This window comes from Pseudomonas putida (assembly GCF_028682475.1).
Lineage (GTDB): Bacteria > Pseudomonadota > Gammaproteobacteria > Pseudomonadales > Pseudomonadaceae > Aquipseudomonas > Aquipseudomonas putida_AG.
The window spans coordinates 83,261-96,811 of sequence record NZ_JANHLE010000023.1; the positions used below are offsets into that span (position 1 = coordinate 83,261).

Annotated in this window: 11 protein-coding genes; 6 read left to right on the plus strand and 5 right to left on the minus strand. The window is 62.0% G+C overall.

The features are described from left to right. Nucleotides 1-89 precede the first annotated feature (89 nt). The 4 genes from pabB to NPS47_RS18765 form a co-directional block, all read right to left on the minus strand. Nucleotides 90-1,433: an aminodeoxychorismate synthase component I gene (pabB, locus tag NPS47_RS18750; protein WP_274296289.1), complete on the minus strand. Its 1,344-nt coding sequence runs from the start codon at nt 1,431-1,433 to the stop codon at nt 90-92. A gap of 134 nt (nt 1,434-1,567) precedes the next feature. Then, entirely contained in the window at nt 1,568-2,548 is a 981-nt protein-coding gene (locus NPS47_RS18755; protein ID WP_274296290.1) for an alpha-L-glutamate ligase-like protein, read from the minus strand. Then, nucleotides 2,548-4,080: an inactive transglutaminase family protein gene (locus NPS47_RS18760; protein WP_274296291.1), complete on the minus strand. Its 1,533-nt coding sequence runs from the start codon at nt 4,078-4,080 to the stop codon at nt 2,548-2,550. Before NPS47_RS18760 ends, NPS47_RS18755 begins: the two co-directional genes overlap by 1 nt. 5 nt (nt 4,081-4,085) lie before the next feature. Then, nucleotides 4,086-4,622, minus strand: a complete 537-nt coding sequence (locus NPS47_RS18765; protein WP_157191901.1) for an ATP-dependent zinc protease family protein — start codon at nt 4,620-4,622, stop codon at nt 4,086-4,088. 292 nt (nt 4,623-4,914) lie between these two features. Here NPS47_RS18765 and NPS47_RS18770 point away from each other — a divergent pair, with 292 nt between their 5' ends. From NPS47_RS18770 to prpD, 6 genes are all read left to right on the plus strand, one after another. Further along, on the plus strand, nt 4,915-5,625 hold the full coding sequence (locus NPS47_RS18770; RefSeq protein WP_274296292.1) for a GntR family transcriptional regulator: 711 nt from the start codon (nt 4,915-4,917) through the stop codon (nt 5,623-5,625). Further along, on the plus strand, nt 5,622-6,512 hold the full coding sequence (gene prpB / locus NPS47_RS18775) for a methylisocitrate lyase (RefSeq protein ID WP_274296293.1): 891 nt from the start codon (nt 5,622-5,624) through the stop codon (nt 6,510-6,512). Before NPS47_RS18770 ends, prpB begins: the two co-directional genes overlap by 4 nt. Before the next feature lie 82 nt (nt 6,513-6,594). Continuing rightward, entirely contained in the window at nt 6,595-7,722 is a 1,128-nt protein-coding gene (gene prpC / locus NPS47_RS18780) for a bifunctional 2-methylcitrate synthase/citrate synthase (RefSeq protein WP_274296294.1), read from the plus strand. A gap of 162 nt (nt 7,723-7,884) precedes the next feature. Next, complete coding sequence (acnD, locus tag NPS47_RS18785; protein ID WP_274296295.1) at nt 7,885-10,473, plus strand: Fe/S-dependent 2-methylisocitrate dehydratase AcnD; 2,589 nt, start codon at nt 7,885-7,887, stop codon at nt 10,471-10,473. 95 nt (nt 10,474-10,568) lie between these two features. Continuing rightward, complete coding sequence (gene prpF, locus NPS47_RS18790) at nt 10,569-11,759, plus strand: 2-methylaconitate cis-trans isomerase PrpF (RefSeq protein ID WP_274296296.1); 1,191 nt, start codon at nt 10,569-10,571, stop codon at nt 11,757-11,759. Between the two features lie 49 nt (nt 11,760-11,808). Further along, nucleotides 11,809-13,293 carry a 2-methylcitrate dehydratase gene (gene prpD / locus NPS47_RS18795; RefSeq protein WP_274296297.1) on the plus strand — a complete coding sequence of 495 codons (1,485 nt, stop codon included), beginning with the start codon at nt 11,809-11,811 and terminating at the stop codon, nt 13,291-13,293. Between the two features lie 139 nt (nt 13,294-13,432). Here prpD and NPS47_RS25815 read toward each other — a convergent pair. Then, the coding region (locus tag NPS47_RS25815; RefSeq protein WP_425313530.1) for a hypothetical protein at nt 13,433-13,551 on the minus strand (119 nt) is incomplete at its 5' end.

The following is a 13,551-nucleotide window of genomic DNA, read 5'->3' on the forward strand; positions in this document are numbered from 1 at the left end:
CGGAGCGGCTCATCGCCGGCAAGGCCGGCTCCCACAATGGTCCAGTGCATGCAGTACCTTGTGGGAGCCGGCCTTGCCGGCGATGCTTTTCAAAGGCTCTGCAAGGTATCGAGCAGTACCTTCACCTTGGTGATCGACTCTTCATACTCCGCCTGCCAGTTCGAATCAGCTACCACTGCGCCACCCCCCCAGCAGCACACCTGACCCTCCTTGACCAGCAAGCTGCGTATGGCAATCGAGCTGTCCATTTCGCCGCGCACGTCGACATACAGCAATGACCCGCAATACAGCGCCCGGCGGCTGGGCTCCAGCTCGTCGATGATCTGCATGGCGCGAATCTTCGGCGCGCCGGTGATCGAGCCGCCGGGGAAGCTGCCGGCGATCAGGTCCAGAGCGTCCTTGTCGGCGGCCAGCTGCCCGGTGACGCTGCTGACCAGGTGATGCACGTTGGGGTAGCTTTCCAGGCTGAACAGCTCCGGCACTTTCACCGAACCGATCTCGCAGGTGCGCCCTAGGTCGTTGCGCAGCAGGTCGACGATCATCAGGTTTTCCGCGCGGTCCTTGCTGCTGGCCAGCAGTTCGGCGCCGTTGCGTGCGTCCTGTTCCGGATCTGCGCTGCGCGGGCGGGTACCTTTGATCGGCCGGGTCTCGACCCGGCCTTCACTGACCTGGATAAAGCGTTCCGGCGAGAAACTCAGCAGCGTGCTGCCATCGGCCAGCGTTTGGAAGCCCGAGTACGGCGTGGGGCAGACTTGGCGTACAGCCAGGTAGGCATGCCAGGGATCGCCCTGGCACGGCGCGCGAAAACGTTGGGTGAGGTTGATCTGGTAGCAGTCACCGGCATGGATGTACGCCTGCACCCGCTCAAAGGCCTGGTGGTAGTCCTCGGCGCTGATATCGCCGCGCATCGGTGCCAGCAGGGAGAATTGCCCCTCGCAGTCCACCACCGGTGCTTCGAACAGCGCGATCAGACGCTGACGCTCGGCCTCGGCCAGGCTCGGATGAAACAGCAATTGGCTACGCCCGAGATGGTGGTCGCTGATCAGTGCCCAGGCATACAGTCCGAGGCTGGCGTCGCCCAGACCCAGGTCGTCGGTGGCGAGGGTCGGCAGGTGCTCCAGGCGGCGCCCGAAGTCGTAGCTGAGGTAGCCGATCAGGCCGCCGGCAAAGGGCAGCTCGACGCCATCTGGCAGTTCTGTCCGTCCCAGCTGTGCAAGGCTGATGCGCAGACGTTGGAGGTAGGCCTCACCGCTTTCAGTGGCGTGGGGCACCAGGGTTTGGACTGGCCAGGCGCTGAGCAGGTCGAAACGGCCGCGCTCGGCGCTTGGGCGGGCGCTGTCGAGCAGCACGGCACCGGGTGCCTGGCGGATGCGCGCAAAGTAGGCCGTAGGGTCGGCCAGGTAGGGCAGGGGGTGGAGCGTACAGGTCGGCATGCAAGTAACAGCTATGAATGCGGGGAGGCGATTGTAGTCCTGTGCAGGAAATGCGCCTAGCGCAGACTTCTGCCTTGAGTGCCTTGTCCGCGTCAGTCAGCCAGGGCTGACTGACGCGGGCAAAGTGGCTGCACTCAGTTGGACGGTACGTGACCGAACAGCTCCTGAGCAAAACGTACGCGCTCTTCGGCGGTTTCCTTGCGGCCTTCTTTGGCCAGTTGCTCCAGATGCGCTTCTACCGCGTGGGTGCGTTTGGTCAGGCCGCAGTCGTTGGCGATCTGGATGTTCAGGCCAGGGCGGGCGTTGAGCTCGAGGATCAATGGGCCCTTGTCCTGGTCCAGGACCATGTCGACACCGATGTAACCCAGCCCGCACAGCTCATAGCAGCCAGCAGCCAGCTTCATGAAGCCGTCCCAGTTCGGCAGTTGCACACCGTCCACCGCGTTGGTGGTGTCCGGGTGTTTGCTGATGATGTTGTTCAGCCAGGTGCCGCGCAGGGTCATGCCGGTCGCCAGGTCCACGCCGACACCGATGGCGCCCTGGTGCAGGTTGGCCTTGCCGCCCGACTGACGGGTCGGCAGGCGCAGCATGGCCATCACCGGGTAGCCCATCAGCACGATGATGCGGATGTCCGGCACGCCTTCGTAGCTGATGCTTTTGAAGATCTGGTCGGGGATCACCCGGTACTCGATCAGCGCGCGGTCACGGTGGCCGCCCAGCGAATACAGGCCAGTGAGGATGCTGGAGATCTGGTGCTCGATTTCCTCGTGGCTGATGATCCTGCCCGAGACCGTGCGATAACGGTCTTCGAAGCGGTCGGCGACCACCAGAATGCCGTCACCGCCGGCACCCTGGGCGGGCTTGATGACGAAGTCGTTGCGCTCGCCGATGATCTCACCGAGTTTGTCGATCTCCTTCTCGGTGGAGATGATCCCGTACATTTCCGGCACATGGATGCCGGCCTTGATCGCACGCTCCTTGGTGATGATCTTGTCATCGACGATCGGGTACAGGTGGCGCTTGTTGTACTTGAGGACGTAGTCCGCATTGCGCCGGTTGATACCCATGATGCCCCGGGCCTCCAGGGCTTTCCAGGTTTTCCAGAGACCGAACATCAGGCGTCAGCCTTCACGAAAGCTTTGAAACGAACCAGCTCCGTCAGGCGGTAGCCGCGGTAGCGACCCATTGCCAGCATGAAGCCCACCAGAATCAGCAGTACCGCCGGGAAGGTGAAGACGAAGTACACCAGCTCCGGCACGCTCATCAGCAGGTGTGCCACGGAGGCGGCGAACAGGGTGCCGATGGCGACTTTCATCGCATGGCCACCGCCACGCTCTTCCCAGGTGATCGACAGGCGTTCGATGGTCATGGTCAGGATCACCATCGGGAACAGTGCCACCGACAGACCACGCTCCAGGCCCAGCTTATGGCTGAACAGGCTGATCGCGGCGATCAGCACCACGACGAAGGTCAGCACCACCGACAGGCGCGGCAGCATCTGCAATTTAAGGTGTTCAAGGTAGGAACGCAGCGACAGGCCGAGAGCGGTAATCACCGTGAACAGGATGATACCGAAGCCCAGCTGGGTTTCACGGAACGCCAGGGCGATCAGTACCGGGGTGAAGGTACCCAGGGTCTGCAAGCCGATCAGGTTGCGCAGCACGAGAATCACCAGCACGCCGATCGGGATCATCACCATGATCATGAAGGTCTGCTGGGTCTGCAGCGGCAGGCCATAGAGCGAGTATTCGAGGAAGTCGGCGTCGGTGTTCTCGTCGGTCAGCTTGGCCAGGCGGATGGCGTTCATCTCGCTGTTGTTCAGGCTGAAGCTGACGTTGGCTTTCTTGCCGCCATCGACCGTGATCAGGTTGTCATCGCCGGTCCACCACAGCAGGCGGTCTGTCGGCAGGCCCTGTTCGCCAGTGTCCGGATTGAAGTACAGCCAGTCGGTGCCGTTGAAGCTGCGCAGCCACAGTTCAGGGGTTTGCGGCTGGTCGGCCACCAGGCGGATGGTGTGGACCTTTTCCACCGGCACGTGGGCGATCGACAGCAGCAGGTCGATGACCTTGGCTTTGTTCAGCGACGAGGTGTCACCGGCCAGCAGCAGCTTGACGTTGTCGTCATTGAGGTTGTTGACCCGCTTGATGGTTTCGCTGACAAAGGTTTCGACGTCAGCCGAGTGCTGGCGGATTGGCGCCATCAGGGCTTCGGCGGCGATCTTTTCCGGGCCCTCTACGGCCAGGCTGTCGCGGAAGGTCGGGCCCTTGATCTTGGCTTTTTCGGTGCTGTAGCGCTTGGTCAGGACCAGGCGGTAGTACAGGGTCTGGTTGCCGCTGGCGCGACGGGCCGACCAGGTGACCTTGCGGTTGCCGTCGACACGGTTGACGCTGACCCCGTAGTTGTTGGAGATGAAGCTCTCATTGAGGCTGACGTAATCGCGGCTCAACGGCGGAACGAACATCTGTACCTTGATCGGATCCTTGGGGTTGGCGACGAACTCGACCTTGGCGTCGATGTTCCACAGGTCGTCGGTCTCGTCTTCGGTTACCGGAATCCCGAGAAAGAAGATCTGATAGGCCGTGACGATGATGCCCAGTAGCACCAGTACGGTGATCAGGACTTTCAGATGAAGGGTAAGAGAGCGCATCGGGATTACTCTGCGGTGTGAGCGACAGGGGCGCAGGCAGGTTTGCCGGCCGCGTATTTAAGGCTTGGGTCGACCAGCGCATCGAAGTGTTTGAGTGCCTCGGAGCCGATCAGCAGCGGGTACTGGAACGCGCTGCGGTCGGTCAGGTTCACTTCGATCACGCGTTGGGCCGTGCCCATGCAGATGTTCAGTTCAATCACCGGGCGGGCGGTGTAGGCCTTGCCCTCATCCGGGTTGTAATCGCCGGCGCGCCGCTTGATCTTGCTGACACGGGCCAGCGGTCGTTCTATCGGATGCGCGTGGGCGGCGTCAATCGCCAGGTAGAAGCGTACCCAGGACTCGCCATTGCGCTTGAAACGCTTGATGTCGCGAGCGCTGAGCGAGGCAGTCTTGGCCCCGGTATCGAGCTTGGCGGCAACCTCCAGGTCGATATCGGCAAGGCGGGCGTATTCATTAAGGCCGTACACGGTCTTTTCCGCAGCCTGGCCAACGGCAGGCAACAAAAACAGGCTGAGCAACAGTAGAAGGGGCGTAAGTCTCATAAATCCTGGCGCGGTGCTATGCGGTGTTCGGGTCAAGGCCACTGGCAGTACTGCGCAAGCTTCCTCGTTTATCTGCCATCACCACAAAATGATGACAAGCCCACTATTCATGCCCTGTGTGGGGCGCGGCATTCTATCACGCTGGTGTGCTGGCGCCAGCGGCTGCACTCAGACAACAGCTCGGTGTGTGAAGTTCGTTCTTAGACGATTGTCGACAATGTTGATTTTGTCTTTGACTATCTCGGTCGATTTGGCTAGTTTTGGCCTCATTGATTTATGAGGTGTCAACAATATGCTGGACACAGCCCAAGCCCCCGGCGCGACCGCAGAGGATTCCGAAACCCTCTCGGAAAACGTCTTTCGGCGCATCCAGGCGGCCATCGTCAAGGGCGAGATCGCCCCTGGCAGCAAGATCTCCGAGCCTGAGCTGGCGCGCACCTACGGCATCAGCCGCGGGCCGCTGCGCGAAGCGATCCATCGCCTGGAAGGCCAGCGCCTGCTGGTGCGCGTGCCGCATGTCGGTGCGCGGGTGGTATCGCTGAGCCATGCCGAGCTGATCGAGCTGTACGAGATCCGCGAGTCTCTGGAAGGCATGGCCTGTCGCCTGGCTGCCGAGCGTATGAGCGTAGCCGAGATCGATGAGCTGCGCCGCGTCCTCGATACCCACGAGCGTGATGCTACGTTTCAGGCGGGCCTGGGCTACTACCAGCAGGAAGGCGATTACGACTTCCACTACCGGATCATTCAAGGCAGCGGCAACCGCACCCTGGTGCAGATGCTCTGTGGCGAGCTGTACCAACTGGTGCGCATGTACCGCATCCAGTTTTCCGCCACGCCCAACCGGCCGCACCAGGCGTTCGCCGAACACCACCGGATTCTCGATGCCATCGCCGACCGTGACGGCGAACTGGCCGAGCTCTTGATGCGCCGTCACATCGGCGCTTCCAAACGTAATATCGAGCGTCACTACCTGGACGCTTCCAGCCCACGAGGTGAGTCATGAGTCAGAAAACTAGTCCCGGCCAGCGTTTTCGCGATGCGGTTGCCGCCGAACACCCTCTGCAGGTCGTTGGTGCAATCAACGCCAACCATGCACTGCTGGCCAAGCGTGCCGGTTTCAAGGCCATCTACCTCTCCGGTGGCGGTGTAGCTGCCGGTTCCCTGGGCCTGCCAGATCTGGGTATCTCCGGGCTGGATGACGTGCTGACCGACGTACGTCGTATCACCGACGTCTGCGACCTGCCGCTGCTGGTGGATGTCGACACCGGTTTCGGTTCTTCGGCGTTCAACGTCGCCCGTACCGTCAAGTCGATGATCAAGTTCGGCGCGGCGGCGATCCACATCGAGGATCAGGTCGGTGCCAAGCGCTGCGGCCATCGTCCGAACAAGGAAATCGTCTCCCAGCAGGAAATGGTCGACCGCATCAAGGCCGCAGTTGACGCCCGTACCGACGACAGCTTCGTGATCATGGCGCGTACCGATGCCCTCGCGGTAGAAGGTCTGAACGCTGCCCTGGACCGCGCTGCCGCCTGTATTGAAGCCGGTGCCGACATGATTTTCCCGGAAGCGATCACCGAACTGGCGATGTACAAGACCTTCGCTGACCGCGTGAAAGCCCCGATCCTGGCCAACATCACCGAATTCGGCGCGACCCCGCTGTACACCACCGAAGAACTGGCTTCGGTCGACGTATCGCTGGTGCTCTACCCGCTGTCGGCGTTCCGCGCCATGAACAAGGCGGCCGAGAATGTCTACACCGCACTGCGTCGCGACGGCACGCAAAAGAATGTCATCGACACCATGCAGACTCGGATGGAGCTGTACGACGCCATCAACTACCACGCGTTCGAGCAAAGCCTCGACGCCCTGTTCGCCCAGAAAAAGGGCTGAACACCTGCTGAACCCTGTAGAAGCGGGCTTGCCCCGCGATTAGCCAAAGATTCCATAACAAATTCAAGAGTGGAGAAAAGCGATGGCCGAAGCAAAAGTACTCAGTGGAGCCGGCCTGCGTGGTCAAGTGGCCGGGCAAACTGCACTGTCGACCGTCGGGCAGGCCGGTGCCGGTCTGACCTACCGTGGTTATGACGTCCGTGACCTGGCCGCTGGTGCCGAGTTCGAAGAAGTGGCCTACCTGCTGCTGTACGGCGAACTGCCGAGCGCAGCCGAGCTGGCCGAGTACAAGGGGCGACTCAAAACCCTGCGTGACTTGCCGCAAGCCCTCAAGGAAGTGCTTGAGCGCATTCCGGCAGATGCCCATCCGATGGATGTCATGCGCACCGGTTGCTCGATGCTTGGCACCCTGGAGCCCGAGCTGACGTTCGAGCAGCAACGCGACAAGACTGACCGCCTGCTGGCCCTGTTCCCGGCGGTGATGTGCTACTGGTACCGCTTCAGCCACCATGGCGTGCGCATCGACTGCACCAGCGACGAAGACACTATTGGCGGCCACTTCCTGCACCTGCTGCACGGCAAAAAGCCGAGCGAGCTGCACGTCAAAGTGATGAACGTCTCGCTGATTCTCTACGCCGAGCACGAGTTCAACGCTTCGACCTTCACCGCCCGCGTCTGCGCTTCGACCCTGTCGGACCTGTACTCGTGCATCACCGCAGCCATCGGCTCGCTGCGCGGCCCGCTGCACGGTGGCGCCAACGAAGCGGCAATGGAGCTGATCGAGCGCTTCCAGAGCCCGCAGGACGCGGTGGCCGAGCTGCTGCAGATGCTTGAGCGCAAAGACAAGATCATGGGCTTCGGCCACGCGATCTACAAAGAGTCCGACCCGCGTAACGAAGTGATCAAGGGCTGGTCGAAAAAGCTTGCTGAGGAAGTCGGCGACACCGTGCTGTACCCGGTGTCCGAAGCCATCGACAAGACCATGTGGGAGCAGAAGAAGCTCTTCCCCAACGCCGACTTCTACCATGCCTCGGCGTATCACTTCATGGGCATCCCGACCAAGCTGTTCACCCCGATCTTCGTCTGCTCGCGCCTGACCGGCTGGGCGGCCCACGTGTTCGAACAGCGTGCCAACAACCGCATCATCCGTCCGAGCGCCGAATACACCGGCGTTGAGCAGCGCAAGTTCGTGCCAATCGAACAACGCTGAGCCTGGCTGCAAGCTGATTGGCCTGACCCCAGCCGGTGGGAGCGGGCTTGTCCCGCGATGCGATGTATCCGCTAGATCGCAATCGCGGGGCAAGCCCGCTCCCACCTGGCAGGCAAGCCAACCCGCCAGCCACCGACCTTACCGTGATTGAGTCCCTGTGCCATGAATACTGAATTTCGCAAGAACCTGCCGGGCACTGGCCTGGATTATTTCGACGCTCGCGCGGCTGTCGACGCCATCAAGCCCGGCGCTTACGACCGTCTTCCCTACACCTCGCGCGTGCTGGCAGAAAACCTTGTACGCCGCTGCGATCCGGCGACCCTCAATGCCTCGCTGAGCCAGCTGATCGAGCGCAAGCGCGACCTCGACTTCCCGTGGTTCCCGGCCCGTGTGGTGTGCCACGACATTCTTGGCCAGACCGCGCTGGTCGACCTTGCCGGCCTGCGTGACGCCATCGCCGAAGGCGGCGGTGACCCGGCCCAGGTCAATCCGGTGGTGCCGGTACAATTGATCGTCGACCACTCCCTGGCAGTGGAATGCGGTGGTTTCGACCCGCAGGCGTTCGAGAAGAACCGCGCCATCGAAGACCGCCGCAACGAAGACCGTTTCCACTTCATCAATTGGACCAAAAAGGCGTTCAAAAACGTCGACGTGATCCAGCCGGGCAACGGCATCATGCACCAGATCAACCTGGAGAAGATGTCGCCGGTGATCCATGCCGAGCGTGGCGTGGCTTACCCTGACACCTGCGTCGGCACCGACAGCCACACCCCGCACGTCGATGCCCTGGGCGTGATCGCCATCGGTGTTGGCGGCCTCGAAGCCGAGAACGTCATGCTCGGCCGCGCCTCGTGGATGCGCCTGCCGGAAATCGTTGGCGTCGAGCTGTCGGGCAAGCCGCAACCCGGCATCACCGCCACTGACGTGGTACTGGCCCTGACCGAGTTCCTGCGCAAGGAAAAGGTCGTCGGTGCCTACCTCGAATTCTACGGCGAAGGCGCCCGCGCCCTGACCCTGGGCGATCGCGCGACCATCTCCAACATGGCCCCGGAATACGGCGCCACTGCAGCGATGTTCTCCATCGACCAGCAGACCATCGACTACCTCAAGCTGACCGGTCGTGAAGACGAACAGGTCAAGCTGGTGGAAACCTATGCCAAGGTTGCCGGCCTGTGGTCCGACAGCCTGGCCAATGCCGAGTACGAGCGAGTGCTGCGCTTCGATCTGTCCAGCGTCGTGCGTAACATGGCCGGCCCGTCCAACCCGCACGCCCGCGTGGCGACCAGCGACCTGGCCAGCAAGGGTATCGCCGGTCAGTGGGAAGAAGTGCCGGGGCAGATGCCTGACGGCGCGGTGATCATTGCCGCCATCACCAGCTGCACCAACACCAGTAACCCGCGCAACGTGATTGCCGCCGGCCTGCTGGCGCGTAACGCCAACAAGCTGGGGCTGGTTCGCAAGCCCTGGGTCAAATCGTCCCTGGCGCCGGGCTCCAAGACTGTAGCCCTGTACCTGAAAGAAGCGGGTCTTGATGCAGAGCTGGAGCAGCTCGGTTTCGGCATCGTGGCCTTTGCCTGCACTACCTGCAACGGCATGTCCGGCGCACTGGACCCGGTGATCCAACAGGAAATCATCGACCGCGACCTGTACGCCACTGCCGTGCTCTCGGGCAACCGCAATTTCGACGGGCGTATTCACCCTTACGCCAAGCAGGCGTTCCTGGCCTCTCCGCCATTGGTAGTGGCCTATGCCATTGCCGGTACCATCCGCTTCGACATCGAGAAAGATGTACTGGCGGTGGTCGATGGCAAGGAAGTCCGCCTCAAGGATATCTGGCCGAGCGACGAAGAGATCGACGCCGTGGTCAAGGCCGCGGTCAAGCCGGAGCAGTTCCGTCAGGTCTACATCCCGATGTTCGCCATTCAGGAAGACACCGGGCCGAAAGTCGATCCGTTGTACGACTGGCGTGAGATGAGCACCTACATCCGTCGTCCGCCGTACTGGGAAGGCGCCTTGGCCGGGGAGCGCACGCTCAAGGGCATGCGTCCGCTGGCGGTGCTGCCGGACAACATCACCACCGACCACCTGTCGCCGTCGAACGCGATCATGCTCGACAGCGCTGCGGGTGAATACCTGGCGAAAATGGGCCTGCCGGAAGAAGACTTCAACTCCTACGCAACCCACCGCGGTGATCACCTGACCGCGCAACGCGCGACCTTCGCCAACCCGAAACTGTTCAACGAAATGGTTCGGGAAGATGGCAAGGTCAAGCAGGGTTCGCTGGCGCGGGTCGAGCCGGAAGGCAAGGTCACCCGCATGTGGGAAGCCATCGAAACCTACATGGAGCGCAAGCAGCCGCTGATCATCGTTGCCGGTGCCGACTACGGTCAGGGTTCGTCCCGCGACTGGGCGGCCAAGGGCGTGCGCCTGGCCGGTGTCGAGGCCATCGTTGCTGAAGGTTTCGAGCGTATCCACCGTACCAACCTGGTCGGCATGGGCGTATTGCCGCTGGAGTTCAAGCCGGGCGTGAACCGCAAGACCCTGGACATCGATGGCACCGAGATCTTCGATGTGGTCGGCGAGCGTACCCCGCGGGCGACCCTGACCCTAGTGATCACTCGTCACACCGGTGAAAGCGTCGAGGTGCCGGTAACCTGCCGTCTGGACACCGCTGAAGAAGTCTCGATCTATGAAGCGGGCGGCGTGCTGCAGCGCTTTGCCCAGGACTTCCTCGAGTCGGCGGCGGTTTGAGGTAAGGCCTTATCGCGGGTCAAGCCCCCACCTGACCGGTGGGAGCGGGCTTGCCCCGCGATAGCCTCCCACAGCACTTACAGGACAACTCACCTATGGCACATGCACCTCAAGTCAAAATCCCCGCCACCTACATCCGCGGCGGCACCAGCAAAGGCGTGTTCTTCCGCCTCCAGGACCTGCCTGAGCGCGCGCAGGTACCGGGCCCGGCCCGCGACGCATTGCTGCTGCGGGTAATCGGCAGTCCCGACCCCTATGGCAAGCAGATCGACGGCATGGGTGGCGCCACTTCCAGCACCAGCAAGAGCGTGATTCTCTCGCACAGCAGCAAGCCGGAACACGATGTCGACTACCTGTTCGGTCAGGTGTCGATCGACAAGGCCTTTGTCGACTGGAGCGGCAACTGCGGCAACCTCTCGGCAGCGGTTGGCTCGTTTGCCATCAGCGCCGGCCTGGTCGACGCTAGCCGCATCCCGCACAACGGTGTCGCCACCGTGCGTATCTGGCAGGCCAATATCGGCAAGACCATCATCGCCCATGTGCCGATCACCAATGGTGAGGTTCAGGAGACCGGTGATTTCGAACTGGACGGCGTGACCTTCCCGGCTGCCGAAGTGCAGCTCGAATTCATGGACCCGGCCGCCGACGAAGACGGTGAGGGCGGTTCGATGTTCCCCACCGGCAACCTGATCGATGACCTGGTAGTACCCGGTATCGGTACCCTCAAAGCGACCCTGATCAACGCCGGCATTCCAACCATCTTTATCCAGGCCGAAGCCATCGGCTACACCGGTACCGAGCTGCAGGACGCGATCAACAGCGATCCTGAGGCCTTGGCCCGGTTCGAGACGATTCGTGCCTATGGCGCCGTACGCATGGGCTTGATCGAACACATCGATGAGGCGGCCAAGCGCCAGCACACCCCGAAAGTCGCTTTTGTCGCACCGCCGACGGCCTATCAGTCTTCCAGCGGTAAAGCGGTCGCGGCGGCAGACGTTGATCTGTTGGTGCGTGCGCTGTCGATGGGCAAATTGCACCACGCGATGATGGGCACCGCAGCCGTCGCCATCGGTACCGCTGCGGCGGTCCCCGGCACCCTGGTCAACCTCGCGGCCGGTGGTGGCGAGCGCAGTGCAGTACGTTTCGGTCACCCTTCGGGCACCCTGCGTGTTGGCGCCGAGGCGCGTCAGGTGAACGGTGAGTGGACTGTCACCAAAGCAATCATGAGCCGCAGTGCGCGGATACTGATGGAGGGCTGGGTGCGGGTACCCGGTGATGCTTTCTAACCAGTAACGGCGCCTGGCTCCCTGTTTACCTACAACAGAGAGACATGAAATGAGTGCCAACGTTGATCTGAACAACCGCCCCGACTACGACCGGGTGCTGCAGGACATCGCCGACTATGTCCTGAATTACCAGGTCGGGTCCGCACCGGCGCTGGACACGGCGCGCAACTGCCTGATGGACACCCTGGGCTGCGGCCTGCTGGCCTTGCGCTTCCCCGAATGCAGCAAGCATCTGGGGCCGCTGGTGGAGGGTACGGTGGTGCCATACGGCGCGCGGGTGCCAGGCACCAGCTACCGCCTTGATCCGGTCAAGGCTGCCTGGGACATCGGTTGTATCGTCCGTTGGCTCGATTTCAACGACACCTGGCTGGCCGCCGAGTGGGGGCATCCCTCGGACAACCTCGGCGGCATCCTCGCGGTGGCCGACCATCTTTCGCAAAAACGTGTGGCCAATGGCGAAGCGCCGTTGAACATGCGGGTGGTGCTCGAAGCCATGGTCATGGCCCACGAGATCCAGGGAGTGATGGCCCTGGAAAACTCCTTCAACCGCGTGGGCCTGGACCATGTATTGCTGGTCAAGGTCGCGTCCACGGCGGTTTGCGCCAAGCTCATGGGCGCCAACCGCGAGCAGCTGCTGTCGGCACTTTCCCATGCCTTTGCCGATGGTCAGGCGCTGCGTACCTATCGTCATGCACCGAATGCCGGTTCGCGCAAATCCTGGGCTGCGGGTGACGCATCGAGCCGTGGCGTGCGCCTGGCGGATATCGCCTTGCGTGGCGAGATGGGGATTCCGGGCGTTCTGACGGCGCCGCAGTGGGGCTTCTACGATGTGTTGTTCAGCCACACCAACAAGGATCTGGCGCTCAAGCCTGAAGACAAGCGCGCCTTCAGAATTCCCCAGCCGTTTGCCAGCTACGTGATGGAGAACGTGCTGTTCAAGATCAGCTTCCCCGCCGAATTCCACGCCCAGACCGCCTGTGAGGCGGCGGTGGCGCTGCACCCACAGGTGCGTAACCGCCTGCATGAAATCGACCGGATCGTCATCACCACCCATGAGTCGGCGATCCGCATCATCTCCAAGGTCGGCAAGCTGGCCAACGCCGCCGACCGCGACCATTGTCTCCAGTACATGACCGCGGTACCGCTGATTTTTGGCAATCTGGTCGCCGAGCAGTACGAGGATGAATTCCACGCCGCTCACCCGATTATCGATAGGCTGCGCGAGAAGATGGAGGTCGTCGAAGAGCCGCGTTTTACCCGTGAGTACCTGGAGTCCGACAAGCGCTCGATTGCCAATGCCGTGCAGGTGTTCTTTGTCGATGGGTCGAGCACAGGGCAGGTGGTGGTGGAGTACCCGATTGGTCATCGCCGGCGTCGGGCCGAGGGTATTCCGTTGCTGGAGGAGAAGTTCAAGGCCAGCCTGGCGACGCGCTTTGCCGGGCAGCGGGTGGATAAGATCTTTGCCTTGTGCAAGGATCAGGCGGCGCTGGAGGCGACTGCTGTACATCGGTTTATGGATCTGTTTGTGATCTGACCGGCCTCATCGCTGGCAAGCCAGCTCCCACAATGTTCCGGTGCATACCCTACCTGTGGGAGCTGGCTTGCCAGCGATGCTTTTCAAAGGTCAATAAAAAACCCCGCCGATTGGCGGGGTTTTTTTACGCTAAGTCAGCTTACGCTTGAACAACCGGGATATTGGCGTTCGCAGCGGCTTCACGGAACTCGGCGATCTGGTCGAAGCTCAGGTAGCGGTAAACGTCGGCAGCCATGCTATCGATGTTCTTCGCGTACT